The sequence below is a fragment of the Prosthecobacter sp. genome, from assembly GCF_044232965.1.
Classification (GTDB): Bacteria; Verrucomicrobiota; Verrucomicrobiia; order Verrucomicrobiales; family Verrucomicrobiaceae; genus Prosthecobacter.
On the sequence record NZ_JBIIKX010000031.1, the window covers coordinates 1 to 17292 of the forward strand.

The window sequence follows — 17292 nt, forward strand, 5'->3', positions numbered from 1 at the left end:
AGAAGCCCTGTCACGCAGGGCGGTTTGCAGACTCCGGGTCAGTTTGTTGAACATGGCTCCTTCTCAACTCCCGCCCATTCCAGCACCTTGCCAGAAAGGCGTTTTATTTGCGAAGACACCGCCTAGGTCGAGCGGATCAGGCATTGGGATGCTGTGCCCAACCAACGCGGATTTTAAGAGACATGCCGGACAGAGTCCCTCGGACCTCACTTTGGTGACGACTGCACCGCAGGACAAACAAGTGGTGTTGTCACTCATATGGGGGGCGTTTCAAACGAGAAAATGCTGTTTGGGGTGGCTTGATCAAAGTCTTTTATCGGGCACCTGCTGTATCTTGTCTGCGATGGACCACAGCAGCAGTCCTTTCGTCGTTACAGTTGCTAAGAAACGACCGTCGCTCGAGAATCCAATTCTGAAAGCGTTCCCTGCACAATTCAGTGAACCGGAGGTGGCGAGTGTCGAAGGATCCCAGAACTGAATTTGGGCGCCCCCGTTTGAAACGGCAAGAACGCGCCCGTCAGGTGAGAAGGCAATGCATTGAAATAAACTCTGTTTTCCCGTGTCGATCTGCCCGGTGATCTTCCCCGTTAAAATGTCGAGGAAGGTGATTTGGTGCTCCAAAGGTGCTGCCGCAGCTAGTTGCTGGCCATCGGGGAAAAATGCGAGGCTCATCACTCCACCGTTTGAGGCAATCCAAGCTCCGCGGCGAACCTTCCATTTCCAGCCAGTGGTGTCCCAAACAATGACCGCGCCATCCCCGCTCGCAGCCGCCATGGATTGTCCGTCTGGGCTGAATTGCAGATCGTTAAGGGTTGCCTGTGGTCCTCTGAGATTGATTTGATGCGTTGCATCAAGAAGATCCCAAATGGCGAGTTCGCTTTCTTGCCGGCCTCCAACCGCAGCTGCAAACTCACCACTTGGCGAGAAGGCGGCACGATTAATCGGATTCTTGAGCTGCCCGAGATTCTTCATCTGCTTGCCAGTCTTCGCCTCATGGAGGGCGACTCGAAAATCTGTGTCTGCGGTGAGAACCCATTTCTGATCAGGCGAGAAACTGGCCATTAAATACTGGGTCGTGCCTCCCGGCAGGGGAGAGTTGATCTTGTGGGTCTGATTGTCCAGAATCAACACCTTGCCTCCAGCGCAGAAGACGAGTGAACTGCTATCCGATGAGAAGGCGAAATCAGAGACCTTTCCTTCATACACATTCAGCGGTGGGTGTTTGATCCGTGCGGCAAAACTAGGGTTGCTGTTGTTCTGAGAACCTCGCCGCTCTTCCGCGCACAGCTTGCTTTTTGGAAAACAGCACATCGCGATGCAGAAGATCGCGGTGAAAAGAATGTGGGAGGTGTTCATGAGTTGAATGAAGGCTTCTCCGTTGATCTCTCATCAGGCCGCCATGCGGCATAATTGCGTGATGATTAACCGCATTTTCACATTGGTCATATCGTGCATCAGGGGGATTGGAAAATCTCGATGAGGGCGGACTGGCGTTTTTCATCAATCCAGCGCTTAAAGAAGGCGTCCTGATTTTGCCGGAGCACTTCTTTCAAGAGGCGCGGGCGTTCTGTTTCGAAGGGTGGGGTGGGTTTGGGCTTTTCGTCTTTGATCCAGAGGAGGACGAAGGCGGTCTCGATTTCGATGACCTGGCTGACGTCCCGTGCCTTCATGGTCTGGAGGGCGTCCTGGAGGGGCTTGTAGAGTTCAGCAGGGTCGATGGTGCCGCGGCAGCCGCCGTTTTTGGCGTTGTCGTCCTGGGAGTAGGTTTTGGCGAGTTGCTCGAAGTCCGCTCCCTGAAGGGCCTTGGCGCGGATTTCTGTGGCGAGCTGGCGTGGGTTCTGGGCCTTGCTGTTGGAATCGCCCTTGGGAAGAGTGATGGCGTGGAGGTGGACCTCACGCGCGGTCTTTTTGACGACTTGCTGGTCGTAAAAAGCGCGGAGTTCTGAGTCGGCGGGTTCTTTGACGCTGGCGGTGACCTGCGCACGAACGTACTGCACGATCATCGTTTCCCGGCGCATCTTTTTGAAACGCTCGACGGTGAGGCCGTCTGCGGCGAGGCTTTTGTGAAAGGCGGCAAGGTCTCCACCAAAGTGCTGCGTGACGAAGGTGCTGAGATCCTGCTCGATGAACTCGTCTTTGAGGGTGCCGCCGTTTTTTTCGAAGGCATCAAGGATAAGAACTTTTTGAATGAGTTCATCCAGAGTTCTTTCCCGGAGAAGCGCGAGTTGCCCATCTATTTCGGCGGGGCGGTCCATGAGTGAACGACGGATGAACTCTTCCTGCGTGCGGGCGTTTTCCTGGACCTCTGTGCGCGGGATGTCGGTGTCATTGACACGGGCGGCAACAAGAGCTGGATCTGGAGGGATGAGGAGAGAGACGGGGCCGATCTGGGCCTTCAGGTCAGCTTCGCCGCTGGTGGACCACCAATACTGGGCGACCGGCCAGAGGAGGTCGGTGGGCGGGGTGCCGGGCTTGGTGCGGAGGCGGGTGACGGCTTCGGCGAGGGGTTTTTCTAGCGCAGGGCCACCGAGGAGATGGATTTGGCGGTCATCGAGCGCAGCGAGCTTGGTGAATAGATGATTGAAGCTTTCCTGTAGACCAAGGGGGGAGCGAAAGAGAAACTCCCAGTCTTTTCGAAACTGGCCCATGGAGAGCTTTTGTGCGGCGAGCCGACGGAACATGGCTGACTGGGGCAGGTTGAGCTTTTTCAGCATGGTCTCGGCCAGCAGGGCTCCATAGGGGCCGATGTCCGGATCCTTGGCGATACGTTCGATGGCCGCCTGGGTGTTTTGAGTGCGGCCCATCTCGGCGTAGAATGCCTCACGCCCGAGTTCCCACAGCCAACTATCAGGCGGGAGGAACTGATCGGCGAACATGAACCAGAGCTCCGCCAGCAGGCTGGAGATCGGAGGCGGCACGTTGCTGTCCTGGACCCGCATGGGAATGGTGAATGAGTCCTTGCTGTTGGAGCCTTTTTGCCAGGCATCGAAAAAGGAGATCATGAAGTGGCTGGAGAGATCAAGGAGGAGGGCATAACGCTCGATCACTTCACGGGTAAGGAGGCCGTCGGTCTTCGACTCGAGGTCGGGGATCTTGAGCAGGAGACGGCCCCAGTCGCTGAAGCTGCTCCAGGGGAGATCCTGGCTCTTTTCTTCTCGAACGAGCATGGCGTCGATGGCGCGCCACTGATCTATGCCCTGGCGGATTTTGACGAACCGCCGGGATTTGCCCTTGGATGCGTCGTCGAGCGGGAAGCTCCACTCACGCAACTGTTGCTGCGGAAGATCCCAAAGGATGCGGACATCCTGATACAGGATTTCAAGGCACTCAACTCCCTGGTCGGAGATGCGGCGGACGATACTGTCCGCCCGAGTGGAGATGCGGTAGAACTCGGTGGGTGTGACAGAAGCTTGCAGCTTGAGGCCGCTGCCAGCAACAGAGCCGTTGCGAATGCCACCGCTGTAAAGAATTGCGCCTGCTGTCTGCCCTTTGTCACTCAGTTGGGTCACAAGACTGAGCTTCATTTCCATGACAGCATTCGGGACGGCTGCATGCCACACCGAGCGCTTGTTGCTTTCATCGAGCAAGGCTTTGATGCCTCCGTGTCCCATGGCAAGGATGAAGGACTTGAAGGAATCCTCAGGGTTGTTACGGGACAAATGAAGCTGGAGTCCTTTCTGGGCGGCCCAGGTGAAGCTAAAGGGCGAGTTTGGATCAGGTGTGCCGTCCGCCAGGAATGTGCGTGCCTCGAGAGTGGTGTCTCGCTTGTCCATGAGGGTGAGCCATTCGGCCAGCTTGACGAACTCCTGCTGGTCCGCATTGAGCGGTTGTTCCAACGGCAGAGCACCAGGCATTTCCTGGATGCCGAGGCAGAGATCAATGCCGTCCTTGGCATCCACCAGCAGCCCGCGCCAGCGGAGAAAGCGCATGGATCTGGCCAGCCTGTCCTCGACGCGCGCGATGATGTCGTCAGAGATGATCATGCCCTCGTGCAATCCGAGAAACTTTAACAACTTTTCGCGGGTGAAGACCTCATGGCCTTTCAGCGTGATGGTGCGCAAGACCAGAGGAGGACCTTCCTCGACGATCACGCGGGTGTCGGCCAGCCCCGTGTCCGCATGTTGCTGGTGGGAGATGGTCACCTTCGCAACGGACACGCCTTTCCAACGAAGCGCCTGGATGATTCGCTGCTCAAGTGATTTGTCCGCCGCCACGCCGAAGGAGGCGGTGTCGCCAGCCTTCCATGCGCTGAAGTGGTTGACATGGGTGATGACCGACTTGTCACCGACGAGTCCTTTGACGGAAAGTGGATCGTCATCCGATTCGTTGAAGAGTTCGCTACCGGGCTCTTTGGTGGTGACAGCCTCGCTGATGCGGCGGGCAAAGGAGTCCGACTTTTCAGCCGTCTGAAGAAAGTCTTGGGTAAACGCGGTGGCGTCGAGTGACTTGAGACCTTCGATCTTGAGCGCACCCCAGCGAAAACGCGGCCCTTCGTCGATGGCGGCTTTGATCAAATCGCGGGGAGCGTCGTAGTTCACGGTTATCCGGGCGTCAGGAAAGCCGGAATGGGAATAACCGCGATGGAGGCAGCCTTGCAGCGCTTTTAGAAATGCATCGAAATCCTCAGTGGGATACGCCGCCAGCAGATACTCCGAACTGCTGAGCAGACCGCGCCGCAAGAGCGCCCGCATGAAGGTTTTGTTTCCCTCAAAGACGATCATGTCCGCGTGCGAATAACGCCCGACATGGTGCGGACGCGCAGGCTTGGTGCCCGGAGTGGTGATGCTCTCAGCCCTGCGCTGGGTCGCCTTTTCATTCTCAGCGCAGCAGGCTGGCGCTTTAAACAGGCCGAAAAAGCCGCCGACCACAACGATGGACAAAGTGAGACGGCTTGCACTCATCGAATGGGGAGTGGTGTTGATGTTTCTAACGATGCATTTGGGCGCATCCATCGGATTGTTTTCGAGGATGACGGCGACACGGGTCCGGGGCAGTGACAAGGAAGTCATGGCGAACTACACCTGGAAAAGCTGGGTGCAGGCTTCATGGGATCAACATTTTGGGTTGAACCATGGCAAAATCCTCCATGCGCGGATTGGATTGCTGAAGGGTGGTTTTTTCATTGGAGCTGTATTCCAGGACGCCGCGAGAAAGATCGACACGCGCAAGACCATAATCGCGGATTCCAGGAGCATAGGCTGCCGACACCGAAGCTCGTCCGTTCAGGATGATCTCATTGGTCGCCGCCCGGTAGTGAATCTCGTCGGCACGACAATAATAGGAGCCAAAACGGTCGATCACGTCGATGCGGGCGTTTCCGCGCACCCGGGCGATCTGGACATCCTTCCCGTTTTTGGCAGGAACGTAGCGGAGTTCAGCTCCGGATAGCTTGATCTGACAATCAGGAGAAGGCGAGATCGTGCGCGACCTCAGGGACGGCTCAACGAAAAGATCTGGCATGTTGGTCGGCCAGTGCATTTCGGGTGGTCCGAAGCCAGAATAAATACCGGCAGCCACCAAGAATGACCCGACAACCACCGTGCCCGTAACTATCAGTGCAGATTCCACGGTTGCGCCGACCGAGAGTGAAGGCTTCTTGGTACGCAAGTTCTTGGCGTTCATCAACTCAGCGTCAGAAATCATGCGTGACGGACTCACCTGACAGGATTGAAGCAAGAGTGCGGGATGGCGGGTTGTCGATGCCGTGTGGCCAAGTTTTTGGTTTTCACAGGATGAGGAGCAGGAGGACAGGGCGAGAATGAGGTTCGCGGTAATCCAGTGCCGGGTTAGTTTGATGATAAGGCATGGTTTCATAGGATGAGGTGAGGATTCATCGCGGTATGAGCACCGCTTGATCCCCTACCTCCGGAATGGCCGTCAAAGGTTACAGGCCATCCTTGATTTCCACACGACTGCCAAAAGCATCCTCCTGACGGATGGCTTGTTCGCGTGTCAGCACCTTGAAGTTTGCCCAGGTAATCGAGCCATTTTCAGCTAGCACACCCCGCATGCTGGCAACGATGGCTGCCTCCACCGGCATGCCTGAGAAACCTTTTGGGCCGGAGGTCAGGCAGACGAGAAAACGCAGCGGTAGACGCTCTTCGGAACCCTTTTCTGACTCCACATCAATCGTGAATCCGTCAGGGTATGCGGTACCGTTGCCTCGATTCTCCTGAACGGCGGCGGTATAGGGTTCAGGTGCCGCCGCCTTCACGCGCTTCAGTATTTCTTGTTGGGATGTTCTGAGGAGGTCGGTCTGCCAAACAACACGACCATCGGCGATCTGTAGATAGGCCAGGGAGCGATGGCACCACTTGCCGGCAACGGCCCAGAGCAAGCCTGAGCCATCCTTCGTCCATTTCGCATACGCGCCGCCATGATTCATCTTCTGCATACCCGGTCTGGCCTGGATGACGGCCAGAGCTCGTCTGGTGGCGACCTCAACAAGTTTGTTCTGATGCTGTGACTCATTGAATTGATCGAGAGTTGGCACAGTGACGCCCATTTTGCCATCGGGGGAATGAGTGAAGGCGGGAACGTCCAAAGAATGCTCCACCTCAGTGACATGGAGAGAGTCCAGTCGCGTTTGCAGATCATCGGGGATGGGGGAAGGGAGGTTTTCCAATGCCCAACCTCGCAAGAACTCCGCGACGGTTTGATCTTCGGCGTGCCGGGCCAGCGCATAGTGCGCTAGCGGGCTGGCGGGATCATATTGAAGGGCCTGACGCAACTGAACCGGCCCAGCCTCTGCGGTGATCAGGCGGTCGGCAACCGCGTGGCGCGTGTCCTTGCCACCTGGTCGCACGGGGCGCTGCTCCGCAGGCGTCAAAAACCAGCGAGCGATTTCGCCAAAACGTGAATTATCCTCCCTGCACGCATCTTCAATGCTCTTTCGAAGACTTTCGGCTGTGTCCGGGCCAAGGTTGCGCGGTCGGCCGTTTTTTTGCGCCACTTCTCGTCGCACCAGGTAGCGCAGAAAATCCGCAAACCATGCAGGCACGGGGCCTTGAAAGCCTGGCAGTTCCCAAATCAGTGGGCCGCCACGCCGGGATGCCGTAATGACGCGTCTGCCATCTTGACTGAAGGCGATGCTTCTCAAATCCATCTCCGGCCAGCGCAGGCTTGTGACGAGTTCTCCCGTTCGTGCTTCCCATAGATTGAGCGCAGCCGCACGATCTGACGCCGCAGTGACAAATCTGCCGTCGGGGCTGAAGATCGCGCGTTCCATGCTCTCCCCGGATTTCTTGATGAGTGACAGACGCTGCCAGGTGGCCGTGTTCCAGATTTGCACCACGCTCTCACGCCAGCAGGCCGTGGCCAACATGGTCCCGTCAGGACTGAATGTGACCGAGGACACGGTTTGCGGATGATCCTTCAAAGTGGCCGCCAGCCGCCCGGACGCATGCTCCCACACTCTGGCCACGGAGTCGTTTGAGCCGGTTGCCAGCAGCGTGCCGTCAGGACTGAATGCTGCGGAAACCACCTCCTCATTCTCATCCAGAGAGGATTCGAACATCACTCTGCCAGAGGGCACTTCCAGCAGTCGCAGATGGTTTTTGTCAGGCACCAGCAGGCGCGTGGAGTCCGGGCTGAACAAAAGGCAGCCCAACTCAGAGCATTCATTCGGAGTTTGAAACACTTGGCGGCCGGTGCGGATTTCCCAGACACGCACGATTCGGTCTTGGGCTTGGGTCGCCACCCATTGACCGTTGGCGCTGAAAACCGCTCTTTGAACCGGCCCGGCATGGCCTTGCAGCTTCGCCTGTGATTGTTGGGTGGCGAGGTTCATCACCTCCGCTGTGCTGGCCTCGGCATCCGTCTTCGTATCTTGAGGGCGACAAACAAGTGCCATGGGGTGGTTGAAGTTCACCTCCCCAACGATCTCGTGGTTCTCAAAATAGACAGGTGGCCCGCTCGCCTCTCCGGTTTCCAAATTCCACGTCCAAAACTTTTGCCCGAACGTGCGGGCGATGATGTCCCGGCCTGAAGCACTGAAGCCCACATCCATCAGGCTATCTTCGCCGATGTCACCCGCCTGCACCATGAGGCGTGTTGCGGCGGTCTCCCAAATGCGGGCCGTGGTATCCTCCGAGCAGGTCACCATCTTGGCTCCATCCCGGCTGAAACGTGCTTGTGTCACAGGTCCGGCATGCCCGATGATCCATGCGCGAACTTCTTCTGTCTCGACATCGTGCAGGAGGGCGTTCTGGTCGGTGCCGCCAGTGACTAGCGCGAGTCCGTCAGACGAAAAACGGGCGCACAGCACTTCTCCCTCGTGTCCGTCGAGAGATCGCCCCTCTTTGCCTGCCACGTCTCGCAGCACGGCTGTTCCATTCTGTGTAATCACGCTTCGCGAACCGTCCGGCGATGGCATGGCGGTGTCACGGACGGCATTCGATTCCCAAGGCCAGTCAAAAGCCAGTGTGCCGATGCTCATCGCCACACTGGCGGGCTTTTCATTGAAGTCGGTTCTATCGGCTGCTTTCAACGCGAGACTTTCTTGAAGACGACCGGTGTTGGCATCCCACAGATGCGCAAAAGGACTCGGGGCCGTTCCTTCTCCGAAAGCTTGAGGCATGGTTTGAACCGAGAAGATGTGACGGCCATCCGAGGTGAACGCAGCATCATCGGCCCCCAGCCACTGATGCTGCTCCAGGCGCTGCAGCCAGCCATTTCGATTCAAGGGTTCGGTTGGAAACTCGCCTTCGCCCTTCAGCACCAGCAACTCTCTGGCCAGGCTTAAGGTGTTGAGTTGGAGAATCGCTGTCTCCGCGGCCAGAGTGGATTCGGGGTCGTAGTCGCAAGCCCGTGCCAGAAAGGCGAAGGCGTCCCGATGCCGGTTTTGCCCGAAAAGCTCCATCGCGGTGAGCCGGTCTGTCCGCGCCGCTTCTGCGAGTTGTCTTTTCCGGCTACTGTTTTCCTCGCTGGCATGATTTTTCGCCATCACTGCCGCATCACGCGCCTGACGCGCGAGCGATGCCTGCCAGAGGCTCACGACGGTGCCAACGGCCAAGGCCGTGCCAACTGCCACCGCCAGCAGGATTGCCTGCTTGTTTCTTCTGGCCAGCTTACGCAGACGGTAAAGCCGTGATGGAGGGCTGGCACTCACCGGCTCGTCATTCAAGTGACGCCGAATGTCGTCAGCAAACGCGCTGGCTGTTTCGTAGCGGCGGCTGCGTTCTTTCTCCAGAGCCTTCATCACGATCCAGTCCAGCTCGCCCCGAAGCTGCCTGGTCAGTTTGACAGGCTCCGTCCCGCGCTTTCGTGCGACGGTCGGCAGCGCCGCGCCCAGCGTGCTCAGGCGCGTGCTTGGACGTGGTGGTTCCTCCTCGCGGATCATGCGCTGGATCTCTTCGTAGCCAGCCTGTCGCATCCGCTGTGAGTCCAGTGGCGTGCGGCCGGTGAGCAGTTCGTAAAGCACCACGCCGAGCGAGTAGAGATCGCTCCGCGTGTCCACGTCCAACGCGTTCACCTCCGCCTGCTCAGGACTCATGTATTCCGGCGTGCCGATCATCCGCCCCAGTCCGGTGAACAGCGTTTTCGAGGTCAATTCCACGCTCAGCGCCTTGGCGATGCCAAAGTCGATCACCTTGACCACCGGTTTGCCATTGTGCGACGACACCAGAATGTTAGACGGCTTCAAATCGCGGTGAATGATGCCCTTTTGATGCGCGTGCTGCACGGCAGCCAGGACATCGAGGAAAAGCTCCACCCGCTGGCGGGTGCTGAGCTTTGCGTCATCGCAATATTCCGTGACGGGTGCGCCCTTCACCAGTTCCATCACGAAATACGGCCTTCCTTCCGTCGTTGTGCCGCCGTCATAGATTTTCGCGATGTTCGGATGATCCATCAACGCTAAAGCCTGCCGCTCCGCCTCGAAACGGGCCACGATCTCGCGGCTGTCCATGCCCGGCTTGATGACTTTCAGCGCCACCCGCCGCTTCACCGGCTCCGTCTGCTGCGCCAGATAGACGATGCCGAATCCGCCCTCGCCAAGTTCCTGGAGCAGCTTGTAGCGCCCGATCATGGCACCGGACATCGCAGATGCCGAGATGCCTGTCGGCACCTTGAGCGTGACTGTGTCCTGCCCAGTTTCATCGTGGTCTTCCAGCAGCGCTTCCGTCGGCAGTTCCAGCGGTTCCCGCACGGCTTTGAGCAGGCACTGCGGGCACTGGCCTTGGGCGCTCCCGGTCGGCAGGAGCTGTCCGCATTTTGCGCATGAATTGGAGTTGTGGTGCATCACGGAATGAATGAGCCAAGGTTGTCCAACACGACCTCCTCAAGTCTGGAGCAACCAGATTTGAGCGGCAAGCTTGTCATTACGGTCGCTGGGTCTTCGCCTTGAACGCCGCCACCCGCTTCTTGCCTTCGGCGAGCTGTTCGGGAGTCAAGATGCTTTCGAGCGTCTCTTGGCTGCTTTTCGCCTGCGTATGCCCCTGTGCGGCGGCGAGGCTTACCCATTTGTAAGCTTCCACTTGGTCCGGCGTTGTCCCCAATCCCTGGCCGTAACAGATGCCGAGCATCCATTCGGCATCGGCCAGCCCCTGTTCTGCCGCTTTACGGACCCAGATAATGGCCTCGACCTCATCTTTGGGAACCCCGATGCCCTGACCATAAAGCAGACCTAGGTAATGCTGAGCCAGGGCGTGGTTCTGAAGTGCTGCTTTGCGGAACCAGGCAAGGGCCTCAGTGTTATCTTGGGGGGCCCCTTGCCCCTGCCGGTGAGCGAGGCCCAGGTTGTATTGAGCGGGTGCAAAATTTTGGACCGCAGCCTTGCGGAACCACTGTACGGCTTGCACCTCATCTTTGACTCCGCCTTGACCGAACAGATACATGATGCCGAGGCCATGTTGAAACTGCGGATCGTTTTGATCCGCCCCCTTTTGGGTGTATTCACGCAGTTCCTCGTTCTTGCCGAGCTTTTGAAGGCTGCGGCAGAGGTTGCCCAATAAACGCAGGGTGACCGGGTGGCCGGGGCCGAGCACGCGCTCCAGGAGCTTGAGCAGCGCGCGCTGTTCCACTTCGGCCTCCACAATCCTTCCTTGGCTGGAGAGCACAAGGGCCAGGTTGATGCGGATTCTCAGTGTGTCGGGATGCTCTGGACCAAGCACACGCTCGCTGGTCTTGAGTACCGCACGTTGCGCCGCTTCCGCTTCCGCACTCCTGCCTTGGGCATCCATCACGTTGGCCAAATTGCCTTTGTTGCTCAGCGTGGTGGGATGCTCCGGGCCGAGCACGCGCTCCATGATCTTCAGCACCGCACGTTGCTCCGCCTCTGCTTCCGCGTATTTTCCTTGGTAATCCAAGGCATTGGCCAAGTTGTTCCGATTGAACAGTGTTGTGGGATGCTCCGGGCCGAGCACACGCTCCATGATTTTGAGCGTCGCGCGGTGCAACGTTTCGGCTTCTGCGCTCTTGCCTTGGGAATTCATCGCGGTGGCCAAATTATTTCGACTTACCAGAGTGTCGGGATGCTCCGGGCCGAGCACTCGTTCCCTGATTTTGAGCACGGCACGTTGCTCCACTTCGGCTTCGGCGAAGCGGCCTTGATCATACAGCGCAACCGCCAAGCTAGTTCGCCAGTTCAGCGTATCAGGATGTTCAGGCCCGAGTCGTTGTGTCCGGCTTTTGATGCGTGCCCGGTGCTGCAATTCCAGATCCGCCGCCTCTGCTTCCGCCTCGGTTACCTGGCCTTGGGCGCGCAACATGACCACGAGGGAATCCCGCGTGGTCATGGTGTCATCGTGGTCGGCACCGAGCACCCGCACCTGCAGGGAAAGCACTGTGCGCAATTCTTTGACGGCCTCCGCCGGTCTCCCGGCATCTCCGGCCAGCCGCGCCAGCCCCATTCGGTTGCGCAGCGTGAAGGGGTTCTCTGTACCGAGGCTGTTCGTCGCCTCCGCCACCACGGCACGGAACGCCGCCTCAGCCTCCAGCACCTTGCCACCTTCCGCTAGCGCGACTGCGCTCTCACGCTGCTTCACCAGTGCGGCATCAGGCTGCTTTCCGCCTTCAGCACAGTGGGCGGGTCCGCTGAACAGACAGAGAACGCCGCAGATCGCAGCGATGGAGAGGATGGATGAAGGGATCATGAATTGAGGAGATGGGGTTCACTTGCTCGTTGTCTTCGCTTGGAATGCTGCCATCCGCTTCTTCCCTTCAGCGAGCTTCTCGGGTGTGGGGATGCCTTCGGTGCTTCCCGGTCTCGTCACACCTGTCCTCGTTGTATGGTTTCTCGGCGGAAGAGACTGCTTTTTTCCCCGTGTGCTTCTTCTCCGCAACCCGGTGGGTTCCAGGATCGCCGGGCAAGAGCAGGGTGATGAGGCATGGCAGTTTCATGGCGAGGTGTCGTCACTCTTCATTACATCCAAATCACAGAGCAGAAGGTTACACCCTGGTGCGAAGAAAAAACCGGGTTGCCCGCATCAGCCGCCGCTCTGTCCAAACACCTTGAACAGATGCTCGATCTCCAGGTTCACCTCGTCGGGTGAGTCCAAAGTCAGGGCGATCTCCTCCTGCAACAAACGCCGATAGCGCTGCCGCAGTCGGTAAACGGCCACTTTCATCGCGCCCTCGCTCATGCCCAGCGACGCCGCGATCTGTGCCAGCGTGGTGCTGTCCCCATCCGCGGAGAGGCGGTCCTTCAGCGCGTTGAAAATCCCCTCTTTGCCATCCTTGGCATACTCGTCGCGCAGCTTCCCGAGCACTGAGTCCAGCAAGGCCAGCGCCCACTGCCGTTCAAACAAGACCTCCGGGGTCACCGCCGTCGCCGGCTCGGTGAAACCAGCCTGCTCCATCTCTTCCGCGTCCAGGGCCACTGTCATCTTCCCGCCGCCGCGCTTCAGGGCGGAGGCGCGTTCGTGCTCGTTGGCCGCGAAGCGCTTAACCGCCACCAGCAGGAATGAGCGCAACCGGCCTTTCCCCTCCTCGACAGTGGCGAAAGAGCCCCGCTCCAGCAGCATGGCAAAAAAGCCCTGCGTCAAGTCCTCGGCGTCATGCGGCGTGTTCCCCTGGCGGCGCAGGAAGGCGTAAACGGGCTTCCAATAAGTCTGGCACAGCTCCGCCAGCGCCTCGGCCGCCAGCGGCTCGCCAGCCTGCCGGGCCCGCAGCACGACGCTCCAATGCGTGGCAGGAAAAGCCGCGCCGTTTTGGGGGGCGGACTGGCCAGGCATGGTCAGGGCGATGGTTTCCTCATTCATGCGGCTCATCATAGCAACAGGCCCGGACTGTTGGCGAGCTTGATTTAAGGGACCTGCTGCTAACAGGGGAGAACCTGGGCCTTTATGGATGAATGGTTTGATGCAGGCGGGCTTTCTTTGGTGGATGATGCGTCAATGAGATACCGCGACCAACGCCGCTCCGCATCACCGCCCCCACGCCCGCACTTCACACCCCGCAAGAGCATGGGGCAGAATTTCCTCCAGGATGAGGAGACGGCTAAGTGGATCGGGGATCAGGTGCAGCCGGATGGGGCGGAGGTGGTGGTGGAGATCGGGCCGGGGATGGGGGCGCTGACGAAGCACCTCGTGGGCAGGCCGAAGAAGCTTATCTTGATCGAAAAAGATTCCCAGCTCGCGCCGGAACTCATCCGTGAGTTTGAGGAGCGCGAGGATGTGGAGGTGATTCACAACGACGCCACGCGCATCGACCTGCGGCCGTGGTTCCGGCATGGGCCGCTGAGTTTGGTGGGCAATCTGCCGTATTCCGTGGGTAGCGAGATCCTGAAGCACTGGCTGACGTCGCCTTCGCCGGTGGGCTGTGCGGTGTTCATGCTGCAAAAGGAGGTATGCGACCGTCTGGCGGCCACTTGTGAGGACGACGCCTACGGGGCGCTCAGCCTGCTGGTGCAGAAGGACTGGAATGTCGAACTGCTGCGCGTGGTGCCGCCGGAGGTGTTTGATCCGAAGCCAAGGGTGGATTCCGCCGTCATCCGCCTCACCCCGCGTGATCCGGCCACGCTGCCGGTGTTTGACCATGTGTTGTTTGATCGGCTGGTGCGCATGGGCTTCTCTCAGCGGCGCAAGCAGCTCAAAAATCTGCTGCCCGAGGCTCCGGGCGGCTGGGAGGCATTGATTCAAAGCCTCAATGTCTCGCCCACGGTGCGGGCCGAGGCGCTTTCACTCACGCAGTGGGTTCAGATCGCCCGCCACTACGAGCAGCGCCACGAGGCCGATGCCGGGCAGAAGGCCAGTGAGATGTTCGACGTGGTGAATGAGCGCAACGAGGTCACCGGTCAGCTCACGCGGGGGGAAGTCCACAAGCGCAAGCTGCTGCATCGTGCCGTTCACATCTTTGTCATCAACAAGCGCGGGCACATCTACCTCCAGCAGCGTTCGCACCTAAAAGATGTGTCGCCGTTGAAGTGGGACAGCAGCGCTGCCGGGCACCTTGATGCCGGAGAAGGTTATGCCAGCGCCGCGATCCGCGAAACGCATGAGGAAATCGGCATCCAGGTCGATGCGACGGAGGTCGCGGCGCAGATTCCTGCCGGAGAGAACACCGATCACGAATTCGTCGAACTGCATCTGACCCGTCACGATGGTCCCATCCGCTGCCTGCCCGAGGAAATTGCCACTGGCGATTGGTTCAAGCCTGAAGACATCACGGCGTGGGTCGAGTCGAGGCCCCAGGACTTCGCGAAGGGTTTTGTGACGTGCTGGAAGGCGTGGACGAGCAAGAAATGAAGCGGACAAGAGTGTTCCGCGCTCCCTTCGATTACCGCAGTGTGCGCGGAATAAAAACCGCCTGCATGCCGGCGGCTTTGGCGGCTTCCAGGCCGCTGTTGCCGTCTTCGAGCACGAGGCATTCGCTTGGAGCGATGCCCATGCGCTCCGCAGCCAGCAGGAACATGTCAGGTGCGGGTTTGCCGTGCTTCACGAGTTTCGGGGTGATGATGTTTTCAAAGAGGTGAATCAGACCCGTGGCTTCCAGGCAGCCGCGCACGGTGGGTTCCTCGCTGCCTGAGGCCACGGCCATGGGGAAACGGCCTTCGAGAGACTTGGCAAACTCGGCCACCGGGCGCACCGGTTGTACTTCAGGGATGCGCCTGCGGAAGATTTCCATTTTCAGTTCGTCCACACTCACCGGGTCGATGTTCGTGCCGTGCCGGGAATTCAAGATCTTGACGACATCCTGCTCCTTGATGCCAGCATGCGCGTAAAACACCTCCTCAGTGAATTCAAACGGGGCGTCGTGCTGTTTGAGCGCCTCCACCCAGGCGAGGTAGTGCAGGGGCATGGAATCAACGAGGGTGCCGTCGCAGTCGAAGATGTAGGCTTGGAAGGGGTAGTCGGGAATGTCGAGCATGGGGACGAATGACGAATGACGAATGACGAACGCGCGGGGATGGCTCAAGCGCCACCGGCGAGGGCGGAGCCACGGACGAGCAGATCAAGGAAGCGTTCTTCAAAGGCTTCGTTGCTGGTGACCTGCATGAAGTCGATGCGGTGGCTGGCGCACTCACGGGCGAGGCTTTCAGAGAAGGCGTCGAAGGTCTCGACGTAGCGCTGCACGTCCTTTTTGGTGAGCCAGAAGCGGCGGCGCTCGCCGGTTTCGACCTCGGCGAGTTCGAGTTCACCCTCCAGCTCGGGCTGGCGCTCCTCGGGGTGGATGATCTGGAGGAAATGATTTTCACCGGGCCAGGCGGAAACACGGGAGACGGCCTCGGTGGCGCTGCCGATTTCGTGGCCAAAGAAGTCGCTGATGACGAAGATGATGCCGTAGCGCTGCTTGCTGGGTCTGTACTCCTCAAAGCAGCGTTTCATGTTGGTGAGGCCGTCGAACTTCAGCTTGGAAACCGCCTGGATGACCTTTTCGATGTTGCCCTGGCCGCGTAGCGGCGGCAGTTCCTGATGCACAGTGTCACTCATCGAGTAAACGCTCACCCGCTGCTGAGCGCTGAGCGCCAGATAGGCCAGTGCGACGGAGAATCTGAGCGCCTGCCGCCGCTTCTCGGGAAATGGCTGGGCCATCGAGGTGCTGGTGTCGAGCAGGATATGCAGATTCAGCTCCTGCGTTTCCTCGTAAAGACGCACGAAGAGCTTGTCGAGCCGCGCATACAAACGCCAGTCGATGGCCCGGTAATCTTCACGCGGTGTGTAGTGGCGATAGTCTTTGAACTCGCGTGTGAAACCGGTCGCGGGAGAGGATTGAGCTCCACGCCGCATCAACTGCCGCCGTTTGCGCAGTCGCAGCGCCAAAACGCGCAGCCGGTCCAGAAAGGAGGCGTCGAAAAGGTCTTCGCGTTCGAGAGTGTCGGGCATGCGAGCGAATCACGCCGAGGTTAGGCCGCCATCTGCGCCGGAGTTTTCACCTGATCGAGCAGCTTGCTGATGATGTCGTCCACTTTGATCTGCCCGGCCTCGCCTTCGAAGTTCAGGATGATGCGGTGACGCAGGGAGACGTGGGCGATGGCGCGGATGTCGTCGGTGGAGACAGCGGTGGCTCCGTGAATGGCGGCCCAGACACGGGCACCGCGAATGAGAGCCTGCAAACCACGCGGGCTGGCGCCGTAGCTGACGTAACGCTTCACCTCAGGGATCGCATCGGGCTGCTCGGGGTGGCTGCTGAGAATCAGCCGCGAGGCGTAATGCGCCACGGGATCAGCGACGGGCATTTGCGAGAGCTTGTGCTGAATCTCCATCAACTGCGGACCGTTGGTCATGTTGGCGAGCTTCGGCTCGGAGAAGCCGGTAGTGCGGCGGGAGATTTCAACGAGGGAATCGAGGTCGGGGAAGGGGACCTTGATTTTGAACATGAAGCGGTCGAGCTGCGCTTCGGGCAGCGGGTAGGTTCCCTCCATTTCCATCGGGTTCTGAGTGGCGAGCACGAAGAACGGCTCTGGCAGCAGATGGCGCTCGCCGCCGGTGGTCACACAGCGCTCCTGCATCACTTCGAGCAGCGCAGCCTGCGTCTTGGGCGTGGCGCGGTTGATTTCATCCACGAGCAGCAGGTTCTTGAACACCGGGCCTCTTTCATAGCGCAGGGTGCGGTGGCCCTTGTCGTCCTCACCGACGATGTGGGTGCCCAGAATGTCCGCCGGCATCAAATCGGGCGTGCATTGCACGCGTCCGGGCTCCAGACCGACGACCTGCGAGAGCGTGCGCACGAGATAGGTTTTGCCGAGGCCGGGCACACCTTCGAGCAGCACATGCCCGCCGGAAAAAATCGCCACCAGCACGTCGCTGAGGAGCGCATCGTAACCGACGATGGCTTTTTGCATCTCGGCCTTGAGGTCAGTGAACAGGGTGCGGAAAACGGCGTGGTCGGGCATGGGGCGATTCTCGCCAGCGG

10 protein-coding genes are annotated in these 17292 nt (G+C 59.2%); 1 reads left to right on the forward strand and 9 read right to left on the reverse strand.

Annotated features, from left to right (window positions below):
* Positions 1-303 precede the first annotated feature (303 nt).
* The 6 genes from ACILSI_RS14120 to ACILSI_RS14145 form a co-directional block, all read right to left on the reverse strand.
* Positions 304-1356: a WD40 repeat domain-containing protein gene (locus ACILSI_RS14120; RefSeq protein ID WP_395722533.1), complete on the reverse strand. Its 1053-nt coding sequence runs from the start codon at positions 1354-1356 to the stop codon at positions 304-306.
* A gap of 98 nt (positions 1357-1454) precedes the next feature.
* On the reverse strand, positions 1455-5009 hold the full coding sequence (locus tag ACILSI_RS14125) for a peptidylprolyl isomerase (protein WP_395722534.1): 3555 nt from the start codon (positions 5007-5009) through the stop codon (positions 1455-1457).
* 34 nt (positions 5010-5043) lie between these two features.
* Positions 5044-5814 (reverse strand): hypothetical protein, encoded by a 771-nt coding sequence (locus tag ACILSI_RS14130; protein WP_395722535.1) that lies wholly within the window; start codon positions 5812-5814, stop codon positions 5044-5046.
* Positions 5815-5884: 70 nt separating this feature from the next.
* Entirely contained in the window at positions 5885-10240 is a 4356-nt protein-coding gene (locus ACILSI_RS14135) for a protein kinase domain-containing protein (protein ID WP_395722536.1), read from the reverse strand.
* Between the two features lie 79 nt (positions 10241-10319).
* Positions 10320-12092 carry a tetratricopeptide repeat protein gene (locus ACILSI_RS14140; protein ID WP_395722537.1) on the reverse strand — a complete coding sequence of 591 codons (1773 nt, stop codon included), beginning with the start codon at positions 12090-12092 and terminating at the stop codon, positions 10320-10322.
* A gap of 333 nt (positions 12093-12425) precedes the next feature.
* Complete coding sequence (locus ACILSI_RS14145; RefSeq protein WP_395722538.1) at positions 12426-13199, reverse strand: RNA polymerase sigma factor; 774 nt, start codon at positions 13197-13199, stop codon at positions 12426-12428.
* A 135-nt stretch (positions 13200-13334) separates the two neighbouring features.
* Between ACILSI_RS14145 and rsmA the strand changes: the two genes are divergently transcribed.
* Entirely contained in the window at positions 13335-14684 is a 1350-nt protein-coding gene (gene rsmA / locus ACILSI_RS14150) for a 16S rRNA (adenine(1518)-N(6)/adenine(1519)-N(6))-dimethyltransferase RsmA (protein ID WP_395722539.1), read from the forward strand.
* Positions 14685-14715: 31 nt separating this feature from the next.
* On the opposite strand, the gene ACILSI_RS14155 is transcribed toward rsmA, so the two are convergent.
* The 3 genes from ACILSI_RS14155 to ACILSI_RS14165 are packed head-to-tail and all read right to left on the reverse strand — an operon-like array spanning position 14716 to position 17272.
* A complete protein-coding gene (locus tag ACILSI_RS14155; RefSeq protein WP_395722540.1) occupies positions 14716-15306 on the reverse strand; it encodes an HAD family hydrolase in 591 nt (196 codons plus the stop codon).
* A gap of 44 nt (positions 15307-15350) precedes the next feature.
* The gene (locus ACILSI_RS14160) at positions 15351-16262 is read right to left on the reverse strand and encodes a DUF58 domain-containing protein (protein WP_395722541.1); all 912 of its coding nucleotides are present in this window, start codon (positions 16260-16262) and stop codon (positions 15351-15353) included.
* A 20-nt stretch (positions 16263-16282) separates the two neighbouring features.
* Positions 16283-17272, reverse strand: coding sequence for an AAA family ATPase (locus ACILSI_RS14165; RefSeq protein WP_395722542.1), 990 nt, complete (start codon positions 17270-17272; stop codon positions 16283-16285).
* Positions 17273-17292 lie beyond the last annotated feature (20 nt).

Bases quoted from the DNA above. Each gene is read 5' to 3' on its own strand.
- ACILSI_RS14120 (WP_395722533.1), bottom strand. From the start codon at position 1,356: ATGAACACCTCCCACATTCTTTTCACCGCGATCTTCTGCATCGCGATG.
- ACILSI_RS14125 (WP_395722534.1), bottom strand. From the start codon at position 5,009: ATGACTTCCTTGTCACTGCCCCGGACCCGTGTCGCCGTCATCCTCGAA.
- ACILSI_RS14130 (WP_395722535.1), bottom strand. From the start codon at position 5,814: ATGAAACCATGCCTTATCATCAAACTAACCCGGCACTGGATTACCGCG.
- ACILSI_RS14135 (WP_395722536.1), bottom strand. From the start codon at position 10,240: ATGCACCACAACTCCAATTCATGCGCAAAATGCGGACAGCTCCTGCCG.
- ACILSI_RS14140 (WP_395722537.1), bottom strand. From the start codon at position 12,092: ATGATCCCTTCATCCATCCTCTCCATCGCTGCGATCTGCGGCGTTCTC.
- ACILSI_RS14145 (WP_395722538.1), bottom strand. From the start codon at position 13,199: ATGAATGAGGAAACCATCGCCCTGACCATGCCTGGCCAGTCCGCCCCC.
- rsmA (WP_395722539.1), top strand. From the start codon at position 13,335: ATGAGATACCGCGACCAACGCCGCTCCGCATCACCGCCCCCACGCCCG.
- ACILSI_RS14155 (WP_395722540.1), bottom strand. From the start codon at position 15,306: ATGCTCGACATTCCCGACTACCCCTTCCAAGCCTACATCTTCGACTGC.
- ACILSI_RS14160 (WP_395722541.1), bottom strand. From the start codon at position 16,262: ATGCCCGACACTCTCGAACGCGAAGACCTTTTCGACGCCTCCTTTCTG.
- ACILSI_RS14165 (WP_395722542.1), bottom strand. From the start codon at position 17,272: ATGCCCGACCACGCCGTTTTCCGCACCCTGTTCACTGACCTCAAGGCC.